18 protein-coding genes are annotated in these 17,833 nt (G+C 60.6%); 15 read left to right on the top strand and 3 right to left on the bottom strand.

Going from position 1 to position 17,833, the window contains the following annotated elements:
* The first annotated feature begins 56 nt into the window (after positions 1 to 56).
* From hisB to coaA, 6 genes are all read left to right on the top strand, one after another.
* On the top strand, positions 57 to 653 hold the full coding sequence (gene hisB / locus GH983_RS20045; RefSeq protein WP_054149978.1) for an imidazoleglycerol-phosphate dehydratase HisB: 597 nt from the start codon (positions 57 to 59) through the stop codon (positions 651 to 653).
* A gap of 83 nt (positions 654 to 736) precedes the next feature.
* Positions 737 to 1,387 carry an imidazole glycerol phosphate synthase subunit HisH gene (gene hisH, locus GH983_RS20040; protein WP_153763319.1) on the top strand — a complete coding sequence of 217 codons (651 nt, stop codon included), beginning with the start codon at positions 737 to 739 and terminating at the stop codon, positions 1,385 to 1,387.
* Between the two features lie 17 nt (positions 1,388 to 1,404).
* Positions 1,405 to 2,139, top strand: a complete 735-nt coding sequence (gene hisA, locus GH983_RS20035) for a 1-(5-phosphoribosyl)-5-[(5-phosphoribosylamino)methylideneamino]imidazole-4-carboxamide isomerase (protein WP_054149980.1) — start codon at positions 1,405 to 1,407, stop codon at positions 2,137 to 2,139.
* Positions 2,140 to 2,149: 10 nt separating this feature from the next.
* A complete protein-coding gene (gene hisF / locus GH983_RS20030; protein ID WP_153763318.1) occupies positions 2,150 to 2,926 on the top strand; it encodes an imidazole glycerol phosphate synthase subunit HisF in 777 nt (258 codons plus the stop codon).
* 16 nt (positions 2,927 to 2,942) lie between these two features.
* The gene (locus GH983_RS20025; RefSeq protein WP_054149982.1) at positions 2,943 to 3,266 is read left to right on the top strand and encodes a phosphoribosyl-ATP diphosphatase; all 324 of its coding nucleotides are present in this window, start codon (positions 2,943 to 2,945) and stop codon (positions 3,264 to 3,266) included.
* Positions 3,263 to 4,258, top strand: a complete 996-nt coding sequence (gene coaA / locus GH983_RS20020) for a type I pantothenate kinase (RefSeq protein WP_153763317.1) — start codon at positions 3,263 to 3,265, stop codon at positions 4,256 to 4,258. Before GH983_RS20025 ends, coaA begins: the two co-directional genes overlap by 4 nt.
* 15 nt (positions 4,259 to 4,273) lie before the next feature.
* Here the strand turns inward: coaA and GH983_RS20015 are convergent, their stop codons facing one another.
* From GH983_RS20015 to GH983_RS20005, 3 genes are all read right to left on the bottom strand, one after another.
* A complete protein-coding gene (locus tag GH983_RS20015; protein WP_194842758.1) occupies positions 4,274 to 4,903 on the bottom strand; it encodes an alpha-ketoglutarate-dependent dioxygenase AlkB in 630 nt (209 codons plus the stop codon).
* 2 nt (positions 4,904 to 4,905) lie between these two features.
* Positions 4,906 to 5,340: an alternative ribosome rescue aminoacyl-tRNA hydrolase ArfB gene (gene arfB, locus GH983_RS20010; RefSeq protein ID WP_153763316.1), complete on the bottom strand. Its 435-nt coding sequence runs from the start codon at positions 5,338 to 5,340 to the stop codon at positions 4,906 to 4,908.
* A gap of 120 nt (positions 5,341 to 5,460) precedes the next feature.
* The gene (locus tag GH983_RS20005) at positions 5,461 to 7,071 is read right to left on the bottom strand and encodes a phosphoenolpyruvate carboxykinase (RefSeq protein WP_153763315.1); all 1,611 of its coding nucleotides are present in this window, start codon (positions 7,069 to 7,071) and stop codon (positions 5,461 to 5,463) included.
* 340 nt (positions 7,072 to 7,411) lie between these two features.
* Between GH983_RS20005 and GH983_RS20000 the strand changes: the two genes are divergently transcribed.
* The 9 genes from GH983_RS20000 (at position 7,412) to GH983_RS19960 (ending at position 17,833) form a co-directional block, all read left to right on the top strand.
* Positions 7,412 to 8,137, top strand: a complete 726-nt coding sequence (locus tag GH983_RS20000) for a response regulator transcription factor (RefSeq protein WP_006724182.1) — start codon at positions 7,412 to 7,414, stop codon at positions 8,135 to 8,137.
* A 52-nt stretch (positions 8,138 to 8,189) separates the two neighbouring features.
* Positions 8,190 to 9,971, top strand: coding sequence for a sensor histidine kinase (locus GH983_RS19995; RefSeq protein ID WP_054149987.1), 1,782 nt, complete (start codon positions 8,190 to 8,192; stop codon positions 9,969 to 9,971).
* Positions 9,968 to 10,438 carry an HPr kinase/phosphorylase gene (locus GH983_RS19990; RefSeq protein WP_054149988.1) on the top strand — a complete coding sequence of 157 codons (471 nt, stop codon included), beginning with the start codon at positions 9,968 to 9,970 and terminating at the stop codon, positions 10,436 to 10,438. Before GH983_RS19995 ends, GH983_RS19990 begins: the two co-directional genes overlap by 4 nt.
* Positions 10,439 to 10,543: 105 nt before the next feature.
* Positions 10,544 to 10,945 (top strand): PTS sugar transporter subunit IIA, encoded by a 402-nt coding sequence (locus GH983_RS19985; RefSeq protein WP_006724185.1) that lies wholly within the window; start codon positions 10,544 to 10,546, stop codon positions 10,943 to 10,945.
* Positions 10,942 to 11,229, top strand: a complete 288-nt coding sequence (locus tag GH983_RS19980; RefSeq protein WP_054149989.1) for an HPr family phosphocarrier protein — start codon at positions 10,942 to 10,944, stop codon at positions 11,227 to 11,229. Before GH983_RS19985 ends, GH983_RS19980 begins: the two co-directional genes overlap by 4 nt.
* Positions 11,230 to 11,389: 160 nt before the next feature.
* A complete protein-coding gene (ahcY, locus tag GH983_RS19975; RefSeq protein ID WP_054149990.1) occupies positions 11,390 to 12,787 on the top strand; it encodes an adenosylhomocysteinase in 1,398 nt (465 codons plus the stop codon).
* Positions 12,788 to 13,027: 240 nt separating this feature from the next.
* Positions 13,028 to 15,568 carry a PAS domain-containing sensor histidine kinase gene (locus tag GH983_RS19970; protein ID WP_153763314.1) on the top strand — a complete coding sequence of 847 codons (2,541 nt, stop codon included), beginning with the start codon at positions 13,028 to 13,030 and terminating at the stop codon, positions 15,566 to 15,568.
* Complete coding sequence (gene tsaE, locus GH983_RS19965) at positions 15,565 to 17,094, top strand: tRNA (adenosine(37)-N6)-threonylcarbamoyltransferase complex ATPase subunit type 1 TsaE (RefSeq protein WP_153763313.1); 1,530 nt, start codon at positions 15,565 to 15,567, stop codon at positions 17,092 to 17,094. Before GH983_RS19970 ends, tsaE begins: the two co-directional genes overlap by 4 nt.
* Before the next feature lie 4 nt (positions 17,095 to 17,098).
* Entirely contained in the window at positions 17,099 to 17,833 is a 735-nt protein-coding gene (locus tag GH983_RS19960) for a nucleotidyltransferase family protein (protein ID WP_069042718.1), read from the top strand.

Genomic DNA, 17,833 nt, shown 5'->3' with positions numbered 1-17,833 from the left:
GGATATTTCACCGCCCTGCTGTTATGGGAGGGCCCAGATCCTCATGGAGCAGCCAAATGGCAGAGCGTAAAGGCGAAGTTTCCCGCAAAACCAACGAAACCTCGGTCTCGGTTTCCGTCCATATTGACGGCACCGGCACGGGCAAGATTTCGACCGGCGTGGGCTTCTTCGATCACATGCTCGACCAGCTCTGCCGCCATTCGCTGATCGACATGGATATCGATGTGAAGGGCGACCTGCATATCGACGATCACCATACCGTCGAGGATACGGGCATTGCGCTCGGTCAGGCCATTTCCAAGGCGCTCGGCGACCGCAAGGGCATCACGCGCTATGCCTCTATCGACCTTGCCATGGACGAGACGATGACCAAGGCGGCTATCGACGTCTCCGGCCGCCCGTTTCTGGTCTGGAACGTCAATTTCAGTGCGCCGAAGATCGGCACTTTCGACACCGAACTGGTGCGCGAATTCTTCCAGGCTCTCGCCCAGAACGCCGGGATCACGCTGCATGTGCTGAACCATTACGGCGCGAACAACCATCATATCGCCGAGACCTGCTTCAAGGCAGTCGCGCGCGCGCTTCGGACGGCAACGGAAGTCGATCCGCGGCAGGCAAACCGTATCCCCTCCACCAAGGGCACCCTGGTTTAAGGGGCAGTTTCCCGAGTGAGACTGCCACCTTGCTCCGGTTCGGACGTTGAAGCCGAACCGTCGAGCAGAAAGGACTGGAAGACATGCGTGTAGCTATCATCGACTACGGCTCGGGCAATCTGCGCTCGGCCACCAAGGCCTTTGAACGGGCCGCCCGCGAGGCCGGCCTTAACGCCGAAATCGAACTCACCGACAAGGCGGACCGTGTCGCCATCGCCGACCGAATCGTGCTTCCGGGTGTCGGGGCCTATGCCGACTGCCGCAAGGGGCTCGATGCCGTTCCCGGCATGCATGACGCGATCACGGAAGTGGTTGAGACCAAGGGGCGTCCCTTTTTCGGTATCTGCGTCGGAATGCAGCTCATGTCGTCGCGTGGTCTCGAGAAGACCGTGACCGACGGCTTCGGCTGGATTGAAGGCGATGTCGTCGAAATGACGCCGTCCGATCCATCCCTCAAGATCCCGCAGATTGGCTGGAACACGCTCACACTCAACCGGCCACATCCGCTGTTCGACGGCATTCCGACAGGACCGGACGGGCTGCACGCCTATTTCGTCCATTCCTATCACCTCGCTGCGCGCAAGCCCGAGGACGTGATTGCAACGACCGATTACGGTGGCGCAATGACGGCCTTTGTCGGGCGTGACAACATGGTGGGTGCGCAATTCCATCCCGAGAAGAGCCAGGCACTCGGCCTGAAGCTCATCGCCAATTTTCTGACCTGGACGCCCTGAAGGGCACGGATACACTCATGATCCTCTTTCCCGCCATCGACCTCAAGGACGGCCAGTGCGTACGCCTCAAGCTTGGTGATATGGACCAGGCGACTGTCTACAATCCCGATCCGGCCGCTCAGGCGCGCGCCTTCGAAGACCAGGGATTTGAATGGCTGCATGTGGTCGACTTGAACGGTGCCTTTGCAGGCGAGAGCGTCAATGGCGCTGCCGTCGATGCAATCCTGAAGGCCACGAAGAACCCGGTACAGCTCGGCGGCGGCATCCGCACGCTCGACCACATCGAGAGCTGGCTGTCGCGTGGGCTGTCGAGGGTGATCCTGGGTACGGTCGCCGTGCGTGATCCGGCCCTCGTCATCGAAGCCTGCAAGCGTTTCCCGGGCAAGGTCGCCGTCGGCATTGACGCCAAGGGTGGCAAGGTTGCCGTCGAAGGCTGGGCCGAAGCCTCCGAACTCGGCGTGATCGAACTCGCGCAGCGTTTCGAAGGCGCAGGAGTCGCCGCAATCATCTATACCGATATCGACCGCGACGGGATCCTGACCGGCATCAACTGGGCCTCGACGCTGGAACTGGCCGCTGCCGTTTCGATCCCGGTGATTGCGTCGGGCGGTCTCGCCTCGATCGAAGATATCAAGCGTATGCTGGAACCTGATGCGAAGAAGCTCGAAGGTGCGATTTCCGGTCGCGCGCTTTATGATGGGCGCATCGACCCAGCAGAGGCGCTGGCGCTTATCAAGGCTGCGAGAGGCTGAGGACAAGACCATGACACTCAAGGCCCGCGTGATCCCCTGCCTCGACGTCAAGGACGGCCGCGTCGTCAAGGGCGTCAATTTCGTCGATCTCATCGATGCCGGTGACCCGGTCGAGGCTGCCAAGGCTTACGACGCCGCTGGCGCCGACGAGCTCTGCTTCCTCGACATCACCGCGTCCTCCGACAACCGCGATACGATCTTCGACGTGGTTGCCCAGACGGCCGATCATTGCTTCATGCCGCTGACGGTTGGCGGTGGCGTTCGCGCCGTCGCCGACATCCGCAAGCTCCTGCTTTGCGGCGCCGACAAGGTGTCGATCAATTCGGCAGCGGTGAAGAACCCCGATTTTGTCGCGGAAGCCGCCGGCAAGTTCGGCAACCAGTGCATCGTCGTGTCGATCGATGCGAAGAAGGTTTCAGCTGCGGGCGAAACGGATCGCTGGGAGATCTTCACCCATGGCGGACGCCAGCCGACCGGGATCGATGCGGTGGAATTCGCGGTGAAGATGGTCGAGCGCGGGGCCGGCGAACTTCTGGTCACCTCGATGGACCGGGATGGAACGAAGAGCGGTTACGATATTGGCCTAACCCGTACGATCGCCGACAGCGTCCGCGTCCCCGTCATCGCCTCGGGCGGCGTCGGCAATCTCGATGATCTGGTCGCCGGCATCCGCGATGGTCACGCAACAGCGGTTCTCGCTGCCTCGATCTTCCACTTCGGCACCTATTCGATTGCAGAGGCCAAGGCCCATATGGCCGCAGCCGGCATCGCCATGCGTCTCGACTGACGCGGAAGGACCCGTGATGAGCAGTTTCACCCTTGCCGATCTCGAAGCCATTGTAGCCAGCCGGGCCCAGGCGGATCCAAGCCAATCCTGGACGGCAAAACTCGTGGCAGGCGGCCAGGACAAGGCTGCAAAAAAACTCGGCGAAGAGGCGATCGAGGCTGTGATGGCCGCAGTCAAACAAGACCGCGAGAACCTCGTCTACGAGAGCGCGGACCTCCTTTATCACCTGATGGTCGTATTGAAAATTGCGGACATCCCTTTACAAGCAGTAATGCAGGAACTTGAGCGCCGCACTGCTCAGACAGGCCTGAGCGAGAAGGCCAGTCGGCAGGATCCATGACGATAGCTATGCGGGACCCCGAAACGCCAGACGTCCTCGACCATTTCCAGGCGAACGGCTATTCCCCCTATCACTTCTTCGATTCCGAAGAATGGGCGCATTTCCGCGCCGATACGCCGCTGACCCTGACAGCTGACGAGGTTCACCGGCTCCGCTCGATCGATGACCCGATCGATCTCAATGAAGTCCGGCGGATCTACCTGTCGCTCTCGCGCCTGTTGTCTTCACATGTGGAATCGTCGCAGCTGTTGTTCGAGCAGCGCAACCGCTTCCTCAGCCTTTCCGACGTCTTCAAGACGCCGTTTGTGATCGGCATTGCCGGATCCGTTGCCGTGGGCAAATCGACGACCGCGCGTGTTCTGAAAGAACTTCTGGCGCGTTGGCCATCCAGCCCGAAGGTCGACCTCGTGACGACCGACGGCTTCCTGTATCCGAACGCGCATCTGGTGAAGAACGGCATCCTGAATCGCAAAGGCTTCCCGGAAAGCTACGACATCGGTGCGCTCCTGCGCTTCCTGTCAGCGATCAAGGCGGGACTGCCAAATGTCAAGGCGCCCAGCTATTCGCACTTGACCTATGACGTATTGCCGAACGAGCACCGGGTGATCGACCGTCCGGATATCCTGATCTTCGAGGGCATCAACGTCCTTCAGTCGCGCAACCTTCCGGCCGACGGCAAGATCGTGCCGATGGTCTCGGACTTCTTCGATTTTTCGATCTATATCGACGCCGATGAGAACGCGACCCACCGCTGGTATGTCGACCGCTTCATGAAACTGCGGCAGACCGCGTTCCGCGATCCTAACTCCTACTTCCATCGCTATGCTACCATCAGTCAGGACGAGGCCAAGGAGATCGCCGAGGGCCTCTGGACGAATATCAACCTGAAGAACCTCAGGGAAAACATCCTGCCGACCCGGCCACGCGCCGATCTCATCCTGCGCAAGGGTGACAATCACCTCGTCGAAACCGTGGCGCTGAGAAAACTGTAGGCGATCGATCGCCGGCTATGGATTGACCCGGCGCAGGGTCAGATTGATGCGCCCACCCGATTTCAGAAGGGTCGAGGTCCCGGGATAGATTCGATCGACCCCGTGGAAGCAGAGGCGCCCCTCCCCTCCCAGCAAGAAAAAGTCGCCGCTTTCCAGCTTCAGCGATTGGGTGCGATCGGTCCGTGCCAATCCCCCGATGCGAAACAGGCAGGTATTGCCGAGTGAGATCGAGAGCACCGGTGCGGCAAATTCCGATTCGTCGCGATCTTGATGCAGGCCCATCTTGGCATCGTCAGCATAAAAATTGACGAGGCAGGCCTCCGGATCTTTCGGATAGCCTGAAAGCTCGCGCCAGAGATCAAGAAGAACGTCCGGAATTGCTGGCCATGGCTTGCCAGTCATCGGGTGGGTTGCCTGATAACGATAGCCGCGCTCCTTGTCCGTCACCCAGCCGAGCGGTCCGCAATTTGTCATCCGGACAGACATGGGCCTGCCGGAACCCGGCATGACCGGCACATAAAGCGGCGCTTCAGTGACGACGCCGCGAATGATCTCGACGAGGTTTGCCTGCTCTTCGCGCGCCAGCCGGCCCGGCAGGTAACGAAGACCGGATGAAAGACTGATCTCGGCTTTCGCTGCGGCCACGCTCAGTCCCCCGTCGGTTTTCCGCGCATCTTCTTCACATCCGAGCGGCCGGATTTCGCCTTGAGGCGCCGTTCGATCGAACCCTTGGTCGGTTTCGTCTTCTTGCGCGGCGGCGGCGGTGGCTTGGCGGCCTCGAGGAGCAATTCCTTCAGCCGTTCCCGTGCATCTTCGCGATTGCGATCCTGGCTGCGGAAGCGGCTGGCCTCGATCATCAACACGCCTTCCTTAGACAGGCGTTTGCCGGCGAGCTTCGCCGCATTCTGCTTCACGCGGTCGTTCAGCGAGGGCGATCCGAGCAGGTTGAAGAAGAGCTGGACCGCAGTCGAAACCTTGTTGACGTTCTGGCCACCAGGGCCCCCGGCCAGCACGAACTGCTCCGTCAATTCCCAGCCGGCTATCATGATGCGGTTGTTGATCTCGAGTGGTTCGCTTGCCATGTCATCGGTCTCTTGGTCAGGCCTCCATATCGGCCGTGACCGCAGCAAAGGCAAGCCGGAAGCAGAAAAGGCCCGGCAGCAAAGCTGCCGGGCCTCCTTCATCTTCGGGAATTCAGTCGTTCATTCCGCCGCGAGGCGAATGCCCGGGGCCGCATCACGAACCTTGCCGTCGACATGAGCTTCGAACTTGGCGAAGTTGTCGATGAACATGCCGACCAGCTTCTTGGCCTGCGCGTCGTAGGCCGCACCATCGGCCCAAGTCGAACGCGGGTCGAGGATCTTGGTATCGACGCCATCAACGGCGACCGGAACCGCGAAACCGAAGTTCGCATCTGTGCGCATCTCGACCTTCTTCAATTCGCCGGTTAGTGCAGCGGTCAGCAGCGCGCGTGTCGCCTTGATCGGCATGCGATTACCGATCCCGTAGGCACCTCCGGTCCAGCCGGTGTTGACCAGCCAGCAATCGACTTGATGACGGGCGATCAGATCACGCAGCAGGTTGCCATATTCGGTCGGATGGCGCGGCATGAAGGGTGCGCCAAAGCATGTCGAGAAGGTCGCTTCCGGTTCGGTCACGCCCTTTTCAGTGCCGGCTACCTTTGCAGTATAGCCGGACAGGAAGTGGTACATGGCCTGTTCCGGCGTGAGCTTCGCGATCGGCGGCAACACGCCGAAGGCATCCGCCGTCAGCATGATGATCGTCTTCGGATGCGGCGCGATTCCGGTTTCCGACGCATTCGGGATGAAATGCAGCGGATAGGCACAACGGGTGTTTTCCGTGAGCGAACCATCGTTGAAGTCGGGCACGCGGTTCTCGTCGAGAATGACGTTTTCGAGCACCGTGCCGAAACGCTTGGTCGTTGCGAAGATCTCCGGCTCGGCTTCGGCCGAGAGACGGATGGTCTTGGCGTAGCAGCCACCTTCGAAGTTGAAGATGCCGTTTTCGCCCCAGCCATGCTCATCGTCACCGACCAGCGTGCGTTTTGGATCGGCCGAGAGCGTCGTCTTGCCGGTGCCGGACAGGCCGAAGAAGACAGCCGCATCGCCATCGGGACCGACATTGGCCGAGCAATGCATCGGCATGACGCCCTTCGCCGGCAGCAGGTAGTTGAGGACGGTAAAGACCGACTTCTTCATCTCGCCGGCGTAGGACGTGCCGCCGATGAGGACGATGCCATTGGTCAGGTCGCAGGCAATGACGGTTTCGGTGCGGCAGCCATGGCGGGCCGGATCGGCGCGGAAGCTCGGCAGATCGATGATGGTCAGCTTCGCCAGGAAACCTTCCAAGGCGTCACGCTCGGGGCGAATCAGCAGATTGCGGATGAAGAGCGAGTGCCAGGCGAATTCGGTCACTACCCGCGTTGGCAAGGCGTTATCCGCGTCGGCGCCGCCGATCAGGTCCTGAACGAAAAGATCGCGGCCATCGGCATGGGCCAGCATGTCCTGATGCAACACGGCGAAATGCTCCGGTGACATAGGCTTGTTGTTGTCCCACCAGATCTGGCCGTCGGTCTTGTCGTCGCGGACGACGAACTTGTCCTTGGCAGAACGGCCGGTGTGCTGACCGGTCAGCGCACGAAGTGCACCATCTGCTGTCAGCTCCGCCTCGCCGCGACGGATCGCCTCTTCATAAAGAGCCGCTTCCAGGAAGTTGTAGCGAACGCTGGCAGCCTTCCCCAAGCCGATTTCCGCGATCCCCGCAGCCGGGTTCCTCAGGCCGAATTCCTCCATGGTCCGCTTTCCTCTCACATGGGCCAGAACTTTGAATGAGCGAAACCTAAACGGCAGAGCAGCGAAAAGCAAGGCAGCAGCGAGAAAAATATAATGATATCAATTATTTAATCGATTTAAAACGGAAAACACTATTTTTAAATCGTTTAGTTCCGCTTCCATTCCGCTATCTTCGGGGGCCGCAATGGACGGAAAACGGCGGACGAAACGAAATCCGCTGTCCCTGCCCCTTCCCCTCTGCCACAATTTGTTCCACCTTTATCCCCATATCGCACTGCCATGGAACCAGAGCTGGGCTGGACAGACCAGGAGCAGCGCAACGATGACGGAGACGTACCCTATGCAGACGATCGCCCTCGTGGATGACGACCGCAATATTCTGACTTCGGTTTCCATCGCACTCGAAGCAGAAGGTTATAAGGTCGAAACCTACACCGATGGCGCCTCGGCTCTCGACGGTCTTCTGGCCCGACCGCCACAGCTCGCCATCTTCGACATCAAGATGCCGCGCATGGATGGCATGGAGCTGCTGCGTCGCCTGCGCCAGAAGTCCGATATCCCGGTGATCTTCCTGACCTCCAAGGATGAGGAAATCGACGAACTCTTTGGCTTGAAGATGGGCGCTGATGATTTCATCACCAAACCCTTCTCGCAACGCCTGCTGGTCGAGCGCGTCAAGGCGATCCTGCGACGGTCTGCAAGCCGCGAGAGCTTTGCGGCGGGTAACGGCCCCGCCAAGGGCAGCCCGGAGCAACAGGCCCGCACGCTGGAGCGCGGACAGCTGGTGATGGACCAGGAACGCCATACCTGCACCTGGAAGGGTGATCCGGTGACGCTGACCGTGACCGAATTCCTCATCCTGCAGTCGCTGGCGCAGCGCCCCGGCGTGGTCAAGAGCCGTGACGCCTTGATGGACGCGGCCTATGACGAGCAGGTCTATGTTGACGACCGCACGATCGACAGCCACATCAAGCGGCTGCGCAAGAAGTTCAAGATGGTCGATACCGACTTCGACATGATTGAAACGCTTTACGGTGTGGGCTACCGCTTCCGCGAAGCAGCGTAAGGTCCTGCCGTTGCAGCCTTGATGGCTGACAGGATGGGCGAAAGGCAAAGGTTTGACCCAGCAGGTTGACGAGGGACATCTGGAGGAGACGGATTCCGGCTCCGAGCAGCGTCGGCTGTTCAGCCATCCCTTCACGCTCATCCGCCGGATCTTCGGCCACGCGCTGTTTTCCAGCCTGACGCGCCGGATCGTCTTCTTCAATCTCGCCGCACTCATCGTGCTCGTCGGCGGCATCATGTATCTCAATCAGTTCCGCGAGGGACTGATCGATGCACGCGTCGAGAGCCTTCTGACGCAGGGCGAGATCATCGCGGCGGCCGTATCGGCGTCTGCCTCTGTCGATACGAACTCGATCACGATCGATCCGGAGAAACTGCTCGAACTGCAGGCCGGACAGAGCATCACGCCGGTTCCGAACGACGAAGATCTCGAGTTTCCGATCAATCCGGAACGCGTGGCACCGGTTCTTCGGCGCTTGATCTCCCCGACGCGCATCCGCGCCCGCCTCTTCGACGCCGACGCCAACCTGCTGCTTGATTCGCGGCATCTCTATTCGCGCGGCCAGGTTCTGCGCTTCGACCTGCCGCCGGTCGACAATGATTCCACCAGCTTTACCGACTGGATCACTCGCCTCTTCAACACGATCCTGCAGCCCGGCAATCTGCCGGTCTATCGGGAAGCGCCTGGCGGTGACGGCTCGATCTATCCGGAGGTCATGAACGCGCTGACCGGGGTTCGCGGTGCGGTCGTCCGCGTGACCGACCAGGGGGAGCTCATCGTGTCTGTCGCAGTACCGGTACAGCGCTCGCGTGCTGTCCTCGGTGTGCTGCTGCTTTCGACCCAGGCAGGCGACATCGACAAGATCGTCCATGCGGAACGCCTCGCGATCCTGCGGGTCTTCGGGGTTGCGACCCTCGTCAATATCGTTGTGTCGCTGCTCTTGTCCTCGACCATCGCAAACCCGCTGCGTCGCCTCTCGGCTGCCGCCATCCGTGTTCGCCGTGGCGCAAAGGAGCGTGAGGAAATCCCCGACTTCTCCATCCGACAGGATGAGATCGGCAACCTTTCCATCGCGCTGCGCGAAATGACGACAGCGCTCTACGATCGCATTGATGCGATCGAGAGTTTCGCTGCCGACGTCAGCCACGAGCTCAAGAACCCGCTGACCTCGCTGCGTTCGGCCGTCGAAACCCTGCCGCTCGCCAAGACAGACCAGTCCCGGCAGCGGCTTATGGATATCATCCAGCACGACGTCCGCCGTCTCGACCGTCTGATCAGCGACATCTCGGACGCTTCGCGCCTCGACGCGGAACTGGCGCGCTCGGACGCAAAGCCTGTCGATCTCGGGGTGCTCGTTTCCAGCCTCGTCGACATCTCCAGGGAAATCCGCAGCGGCAAGAAGGCCGTTCAGATCGACTACGTGATCGATCAGAAACCCGGATCGAACCAGCATTTCGTGGTCCACGGGCACGACCTGCGTCTCGGACAAATCGTCACCAACCTGATCGAGAATGCACGGTCCTTCGTGCCAGAAGACAGCGGCCGGATCCTCGTCAAGCTGTCGCGCAATCGCACGCGGTGCCAGATCCAGGTGGAGGACAACGGGCCCGGCATTCAGGCCGAGGACATAGACCGCATCTTCGAACGTTTCTATACCGACCGACCAGAGGGCGAGAGCTTCGGCCAGAATTCCGGTCTCGGGTTATCGATCAGCCGACAGATCGCCGAGGCCCATGGCGGCACCCTGCGGGCCGAAAACGTCGTGGACCCGGCATCGGGCCGCATCACCGGCGCCCGCTTCGTCCTGTCCCTGCCCGTAGAGACTGCGGCATGACGGGCGAGACCCACAACATCCATGCGACGGCGATCAGCGTCGATGGTCTCGGCTTGGCATTTGTCGGGCCATCGGGCAGCGGCAAGTCGAGCCTTGCTTTCGATTGCCTCGCAGAAGCCAGGCTCGCCAATATCCCGGCTGCGCTAATCTCGGATGACCGTGTCATCATATCGCTGGAGAACGGCCAGGTCTTTGCCTCCTGCCCCGAACCGATCCGCGGTCTGATCGAACTCCGATACAGCGGTATCGTCTCCGTCGATCATGTGGACCGCGCCGAACTGAGCTATATCGTGCTGCCGGTCGGCGCGGATGAAAGACATCGGTTGCCGCCGGACGACGAGCAAGCCGAGCTTATCGCGGGACTTAGCCTTCCGGTCGTCAGGGTGCCGATGTGGAGCCGTTTTCCACTCAGCCTGATCTTGGCGCGTATTCGAAGCCTTGCAGCGAACCGGCAATTTACACGCTGATTTGGCTTGCACTTCCCGCTTTGATCGACAAGATGGCGTCCTACTGATGGACGAAACGCCAATCTTGAGCTATTTGGCGAGAGTTGCGCTAAGGGGCAGTAGAGAATGATCGGACTTGTGCTTGTCACGCATGGCAAGCTGGCTGAAGAGTTTCACCACGCGGTGGAGCACGTCGTAGGCCCACAAAAATGCATCGAGACCGTCTCGATCGGCCCCGAAGATGACATGGATCAGCGTCGTCAGGACATTCTTGATGCCGTGTCACGTGCCGATGATGGCCATGGCGTAATCATCCTCACCGACATGTTCGGTGGTACGCCCTCGAACCTCGCGATCTCCGTGATGAACACCGGCCGGATCGAAGTGATCGCCGGGGTCAATCTGCCGATGCTGATCAAGCTTGCCGGCGTTCGCGGCGACAACGACATGGATCGCGCCCTCGTCGAGGCCTCCGAGGCTGGGCGCAAGTACATCAATGTTGCAAGCCGCGTATTGAGTGGCAAATGACTGCGATGGCCGACCCGATCTCCCGCGATCTTTTGATCATCAACAAGCGTGGCCTCCATGCGCGCGCCTCCGCCAAATTCGTACAGACCGTCAGCGGCTTCGATGCGAGCGTCAGCGTCTCCAAGGATGGAACGACTGTCGGCGGCACCTCGATCATGGGTTTGATGATGCTGGCGGCAAGCCCGGGGTGCTCGATCTGCGTATCGGCTTCGGGCAGTCAGGCCGAGGACGTCATGAACGCACTTGCCGCTCTGGTCGCGGACCGCTTTGGTGAAGAGATGTAAAGCATCGCGACATAAAGACATAAAGACTTCTTTATGTCAGATTGCGTTTGATGCGGTTCCCTGCTAGAAGACGACCAGCCCTGCAGCCAGATCTGCGGGAGAGCCAGTTAATCCATCCGCCATGAGATGCGGATCGGGTCGGATCCAGCCGGAGAATCCCATGAGCAAACATGACTATGTGATCGCTGATATCGGTCTTGCCGATTTCGGCCGCAAGGAAATCAGCATCGCTGAAACCGAAATGCCGGGCCTGATGGCCTGCCGCGAAGAATTCGGCGCGAGCCAGCCGCTGAAGGGTGCACGGATCACCGGTTCGCTGCATATGACGATCCAGACCGCTGTTCTGATCGAAACGCTCGTCGCGCTCGGTGCCGATGTCCGCTGGGCATCCTGCAATATCTTCTCGACCCAGGACCACGCCGCTGCAGCGATCGCCGCTGCCGGCATCCCGGTCTTTGCGATCAAGGGCGAGTCGCTCACCGATTACTGGGAATACACCGACAAGATCTTCCAGTGGACCGACGGCGGCTTCTCCAACATGATCCTCGATGATGGCGGCGATGCCACCATGTACATCCTGCTCGGCGCCCGCGCCGAAGCCGGCGAGGACGTTCTCTCCAATCCGCAGTCGGAAGAAGAAGAAATCCTGGTTGCGCAGATCAAGAAGCGTCTCGCCGCTTCGCCTGGCTGGTTCACCAAGCAGCGCGATGCGATCAAGGGTGTCACCGAAGAAACCACCACCGGCGTGCATCGCCTTTATGAACTCGCCAAGAAGGGCCTCCTCCCCTTCCCGGCCATCAACGTCAACGACTCGGTCACCAAGTCGAAGTTCGACAACAAGTATGGCTGCAAGGAATCGCTGGTCGACGGCATTCGCCGCGGTACCGACGTGATGATGGCAGGCAAGGTCGCTGTCGTCTGCGGTTACGGCGACGTCGGCAAGGGTTCGGCCGCCTCGCTGCGCGGCGCCGGCGCCCGCGTCAAGGTGACGGAAGTCGATCCGATCTGCGCCCTGCAGGCCGCCATGGACGGCTTTGAAGTGGTCACGCTGGAAGACGTGGTCTCCTCGGCCGACATCTTCATCACCACGACCGGCAACAAGGACGTCATCCGCATCGAGCATATGCGCGAGATGAAGGACATGGCGATCGTCGGCAATATCGGCCACTTCGACAACGAGATTCAGGTCGCTTCTCTGAAGAACCTGCGTTGGACGAACATCAAGCCGCAGGTCGACATGATCGAGTTCCCGAAGGGCAACCGCATGATCCTGCTGTCTGAGGGTCGTCTCTTGAACCTCGGAAATGCAACGGGTCACCCGTCCTTCGTAATGTCTGCGTCGTTCACCAACCAGGTTCTCGGCCAGATCGAACTCTTCGCCAAGACCGACGAGTACAAGCCGGGCGTCTACGTCCTGCCGAAGCACCTCGACGAAAAGGTCGCTCGCCTGCACCTCGAAAAGCTCGGCGTGAAGCTGACGACGCTCTCGGACGAACAGGCCGCCTATATCGGCGTCACGGCGCAGGGTCCGTTCAAGGCAGAACACTACCGCTATTAAAATATAGCTGGATAATATCTACATCTAGTGGGCGACGCCTTGACAAAGGCGCCGCCTTCTTTTTTGGAGCCCGGCCTTCCCGACCCTTCCCATCAAAGGTATTGTTTTAGAACTTGATTCGTGAACTGCACGAGCGGTCCGCGGATACGGATGTCTTGTCGACGATGCGGCACATAATAAGACGGAGACAGACCGAGAATGTCGGTAAATCAACGCGCCCCGCGTCAGCGGGATACGGCTATGACGGCCGGTTTTCCAAGCCTCTGGCGGCCAGTTTCTGAGCGAAAAAACGGGATGCTCCACGAGCTGTCCCATCGTCCCGCCTTGGCGCTGAGAAGGCGTGTTCTGGCTTGCGGAAGTGCGCTCGCGAGCCTGTTTGCTCCGGGCCTTGCGTATGCGCAGGCGACGACCGCCATGCGCGGCTTCAACAGCATCGACGTCGCCGGATATGCGGTGCTTCTCGGTTCGGTTTCGGCCGCCCTGATCTTCGCGGCTGTTCTCTTGCGTCAACGCAACAAACTCGATGGCGAAGTGCGCGAACTGCGCTCCGCCTATTCGGACAGTCAGCAGAAGATCTCACGCTATCAGACGCTGATTGCCGACAAGAATCGCCGCACGGTGATCTGGGACGGTCACAACGGCCGCGCCGAGCTTCTCGGACAGCTCCCGGCGGAGACGGGTGCTCCCCAGCAGGATCCGGACTTTCTGGCGTTCGGACGCTGGCTGAAGCCTCATTCCGCCAGTGAGGTGGAGCGCGCAATCGAGGCACTCCGGCTGAACGCCAAGACTTTCGATCTCGTGGTCGAGACCCAGCGCGGAGACGTTCTGGAGGTTCAGGGCAACCTCTACGGTGGCCGCGCCTATGCGCATTTCGTGGCGCTGGACAATCTGCGTGCAGAACTCGCTGAACTCAAGATCGAACGCAACCGGTTGCGAAGCTCGATCGCGACCTTCGAATCGCTGCTCGATTCGATCGAACAGCCGGTCTGGCAGCGGGATGGCGACGGGCGTCTCGTCTGGGTGAACCAGGCCTATAGCGATGCCGTCGAATCCACGTCACCGCAACAGGCGGTGCAAGAAGGACGCGAGATCCTGGGCACTCTGACGCGCGAGAAGATCAAGGCTTCCGCAACGCCGGAATCACCGTTCCACGATACCGTTTCGACCGCCGTCCGCGGCGCACGCACCTTCTTCGACGTCGTCGATGTGCGGGGTCCTGGCGGCTCCTGCGGCATGGCAATCGACGTCTCCTCCTCCGAGACACTCAGGGAGGAACTTGCGCGGACGCTCAAGAGCCACGCCGATACGCTCGACCATCTCGCGACCCCGGTTGCGATCTTCGACGCTGATCGTCGCCTGCAGTTCTACAATCAGGCTTTCCTCCAGCTCTGGGGTCTCGAGACCAAGTTCCTCGAGAGCCGACCGGATCATGCCGAACTGCTCGACCGCTTGCGCGCCGCGCACAAGCTGCCGGAGCAGCTGAGCTGGAAAGCCTGGAAGGACAATTGCCTTTCTGTCTATCGGGCGCTCGAAACCCAGACCGACCTATGGCATCTGCCCAACGGCCAGACGCTGCGCGTGATCGCCTCGGCTCACCCGCAGGGCGGCGCGACCTGGGTCTTTGAAAACCTGACCGAACAATTCAATCTGGAAACCCGCTACAATACGCTGGTCCAGGTGCAGGGCGAAACCATCGACCATCTGTCGGAGGGTGTTGCCGTTTTCGGGCCCGATGGCCGGATTCAGCTCTCCAACCCCGCCTTCCGGGCACTCTGGGGCATCACCGAGACCCAGGCGGCGGTCGGCACGCATATCCGGCTGCTCGAAGCCGCCTGTGCACCGTCCTATGACAAGCCGGACGGCTGGAAAGCCTACGGCAAGATGATCACCAGCTTCGAGGACGAACGTCCTTCCAGCCAGGGGACGCTCGAACTCTATTCCGGCCTCGTCCTCGACTATGCCGTGACGCCACTGCCCAACGCACAGACCATGCTGACCTTCGTCAACATGACGGACAGCGTCCGGGCGGAACGGGCCTTGAAGGAGAAGAATGAAGCGCTGCGGAAGGCCGACGAGCTGAAGAACGATTTCGTCCAGCACGTCTCCTACGAACTTCGCTCGCCGCTCACCAACATCATCGGCTTCACCGATCTTCTGAAGACACCGACGATCGGTCCGCTCAACGAGCGGCAGGCCGAATACATCGATCATATTTCGACGTCGTCGTCCGTCCTCCTGACCATCGTCAACGACATCCTAGATCTCGCGACCGTGGATGCCGGGATCATGCAGCTCGACTATTCAGAGATCGATCTGAGCGACCTGCTCGACGATGTCTCCATGCAGATGACCGATCGGCTCCAGGAGAGCAGCGTGACGCTGGAGATTGCTGCCCCTGCCCAGCTCGGCCACCTGATCGCAGACCGGCAGCGGTTGAAGCAGATCCTCATCAAGATCCTGACGAACGCCGTAAATTTCGCACCCGAAGGCAGCGTGGTTTCCATGAAATGCTGGCGCGACGGCACCGACTTCTCGTTCTCGGTGACTGACAGTGGCTGCGGCATGAGCGCCGATCTCCTGTCCTCGGCCTTCGATCGATTTTCGACGAGCGCCAAGGGTGGCAAGCGCAGCGGACCGGGCCTTGGTCTGTCGATCGTCCAGAGCTTCGTCAATCTCCACAAGGGAGACGTCAAGATCGAGAGCGAGCCAGGTCAGGGTACCACGGTTCATTGCCGCATCCCCAATGCCAGCATACCGCAGATGATCGCCGCCGCAGAATGAACTCCGAGCCGTCCACGCTTGTCGTTCACCTCGCCGATGATGCCGCCACGGCACTGTTCGGCGAGGATCTGTTGCTGGCACTTCAGGTCGGCGATTGTGTCGCGCTGGACGGCGATCTCGGGGCCGGCAAATCGAGTTTGAGCCGGGCATTCATACGCGCCCTGGCCGATGATCCCGATCTCGAAGTGCCCAGCCCGACATTCACGCTGGTTCAGAATTATGATCTCAGTATTCCCGTTGCCCACTTCGACCTTTACCGGCTCTCCGATCCGAGCGAACTGGATGAACTGGGGCTGGAAGAAGCCTTGGCCGATGGCATATGCCTCGTCGAGTGGCCGGGCAAGGCAGGCCGCGCGCTTCCTAGAACCCGGATCGAGATCGAGTTTCAATTCGCGTCCGATGGCGGGCGAAACCTGGTTATCCGCGCGCCAGAGGCAAAACTGGCTCGGCTTCGGCGCGTGGATGAAATCCGCCGCTTCCTGAAGAGATGCGGATACGGAGATGCCCACCGACGGCATTTGACGGGCGACGCTTCCAACCGGGCCTATGAGCACGTCTATCCTGCCGACGGCAGTGCCCGCCTCGTCCTGATGGATGCGCCCAAGCGGCCGAACGGTCCGCCGATCCGGGACGGCAAGCCCTATTCGCAGCTCGTGCATCTGGCCGAGGATGTGCGTCCCTTCGTGGCCATCGGACAGGCGCTGCGCGAGCGCGGCTTTGCCGCTCCCGAAGTCCTGGAACAGGATCTCGACGCAGGTCTGTTGCTTCTCGAAGATCTCGGCGAAGGCGGTGTTCTCGACGAACAGGGAAAGCCGATCGCTGACCGCTACCGTGCCAGTGCGGCTTGTCTGGCCGCCATTCATGACACGCCCTTCGATCGGGAGATCGTCATTGCGGGCGGGCATAAACACGTCATTCCCGATTTCGATCGAGCGGCGATGAAGTTCGAGGTGGAGCTGCTTCTTGACTGGCACCTGCCCTGGAAGCGCAAGGGGCAACAGGCGACAGCGGAAGAACGTGCCAGCTATCTCGCCATCTGGGACCAACTGATCGACGAACTGGCGGGCTCCGATACGTCCATCGTCATGCGTGACTTCCACTCGCCCAACATCATCTGGCGCGATGATCGCGAAGGGCATGACCGGGTCGGCCTCATCGATTTCCAGGACGCCATGATCGGCCCCTCGGCCTATGATCTCGTTTCGCTGGTCCAGGATGCACGGGTGACCATTGAGCGGCCGCTGATGGATCAGTTGATGGCAGACTATCTTTCGGCACGCGCCAGGAAAGCGGATTTCAACGAGGCCACCTTCCTGAAAAGCTGGGCGATCATGTCGGCGCAGCGGGCCTGCAAGCTGAACGGGCTCTGGGTGCGGCTGAAGGATCGCGACGGCAAGCCGGGCTATATGCGCCATCTTCCCCGCACGCTCTGGCACCTGAGCGTTGCTTTCGAACATCCTGTCCTCGCCCCCTTGCGGAACTGGTGCATAGAGGCTGGAATCGAGCTTCCCGAATCACCGGCCTGAGCAAATGATCATCAAGCAAGCCATGGTGCTCGCGGCCGGACTCGGTACGCGGATGCGCCCCATTACAGAGACGACCCCGAAGCCGCTGGTTCAGATCGGCGGAAAGCCGATGATCGACTATGTGCTCGACGCGCTTGTTGAGGCGGGCGTCGAGACGGTCGTGGTCAATGTGCATCACCATGCCGATCAGATGGAGGCCCATCTCGCCGGGGAGACACGGGCCGAGATCCGGATCTCCGACGAACGGGAGCGGTTGATGGATTCGGGCGGTGGTCTGGCCAAGGGCCTCAAGCTGCTCGACCAGGACCAGCCGGCACTCGTCATGAATGCCGACCTGTTCTGGGTCGGAGAACGGGATGATGAGCCGCGCAATCTTGTCCGGCTGGCGCAACAGTTCGATCCCTCCCGGATGGACATTGCGATGCTCTGTGTCGAGCAGGAACGGACCACGGGCCATAACGGCAAGAATGATTTCTCGATGGCGGATGACGGCAAGCTCACCCGCTATGTCTCGGGCGCACCGAACCCGGTCGTCTATGCCGGGGCCTTAGCGCTGATGCCGCATCTCTTCGACGATGCGCCGGATGGCCCCTTCAACCTCAACATCTATTTCGATCGTGCGATTGCCGCCTGTCGGCTATTCGGTACGGACCTTAATGGACAGTGGCTGACCGTTGGCACACCCGACGCGATCGCGCCTGCCGAAGCCGTGGTGGCCCGCTACGGCAGGGGCCTTTGA

Origin of the sequence: Agrobacterium sp. MA01 (genome assembly GCF_009650195.1) — a bacterium.
GTDB lineage: Bacteria > Pseudomonadota > Alphaproteobacteria > Rhizobiales > Rhizobiaceae > Allorhizobium.
The sequence above is the reverse complement of the archived record's forward strand: the minus strand, read 5'-3'. Positions and strand labels throughout refer to the sequence as shown.

Coding starts and splice junctions, on each gene's coding strand:
- hisH (WP_153763319.1), top strand. CDS start 737: ATGCGTGTAGCTATCATCGACTACGGCTCGGGCAATCTGCGCTCGGCC.
- GH983_RS19990 (WP_054149988.1), top strand. CDS start 9,968: ATGACGGGCGAGACCCACAACATCCATGCGACGGCGATCAGCGTCGAT.
- GH983_RS19985 (WP_006724185.1), top strand. CDS start 10,544: ATGATCGGACTTGTGCTTGTCACGCATGGCAAGCTGGCTGAAGAGTTT.
- GH983_RS19980 (WP_054149989.1), top strand. CDS start 10,942: ATGACTGCGATGGCCGACCCGATCTCCCGCGATCTTTTGATCATCAAC.
- tsaE (WP_153763313.1), top strand. CDS start 15,565: ATGAACTCCGAGCCGTCCACGCTTGTCGTTCACCTCGCCGATGATGCC.
- hisF (WP_153763318.1), top strand. CDS start 2,150: ATGACACTCAAGGCCCGCGTGATCCCCTGCCTCGACGTCAAGGACGGC.
- arfB (WP_153763316.1), bottom strand. CDS start 5,340: ATGGCAAGCGAACCACTCGAGATCAACAACCGCATCATGATAGCCGGC.
- hisB (WP_054149978.1), top strand. CDS start 57: ATGGCAGAGCGTAAAGGCGAAGTTTCCCGCAAAACCAACGAAACCTCG.
- ahcY (WP_054149990.1), top strand. CDS start 11,390: ATGAGCAAACATGACTATGTGATCGCTGATATCGGTCTTGCCGATTTC.
- GH983_RS20025 (WP_054149982.1), top strand. CDS start 2,943: ATGAGCAGTTTCACCCTTGCCGATCTCGAAGCCATTGTAGCCAGCCGG.
- GH983_RS20000 (WP_006724182.1), top strand. CDS start 7,412: ATGCAGACGATCGCCCTCGTGGATGACGACCGCAATATTCTGACTTCG.
- GH983_RS20005 (WP_153763315.1), bottom strand. CDS start 7,071: ATGGAGGAATTCGGCCTGAGGAACCCGGCTGCGGGGATCGCGGAAATC.
- coaA (WP_153763317.1), top strand. CDS start 3,263: ATGACGATAGCTATGCGGGACCCCGAAACGCCAGACGTCCTCGACCAT.
- GH983_RS19970 (WP_153763314.1), top strand. CDS start 13,028: ATGACGGCCGGTTTTCCAAGCCTCTGGCGGCCAGTTTCTGAGCGAAAA.
- hisA (WP_054149980.1), top strand. CDS start 1,405: ATGATCCTCTTTCCCGCCATCGACCTCAAGGACGGCCAGTGCGTACGC.
- GH983_RS19960 (WP_069042718.1), top strand. CDS start 17,099: ATGATCATCAAGCAAGCCATGGTGCTCGCGGCCGGACTCGGTACGCGG.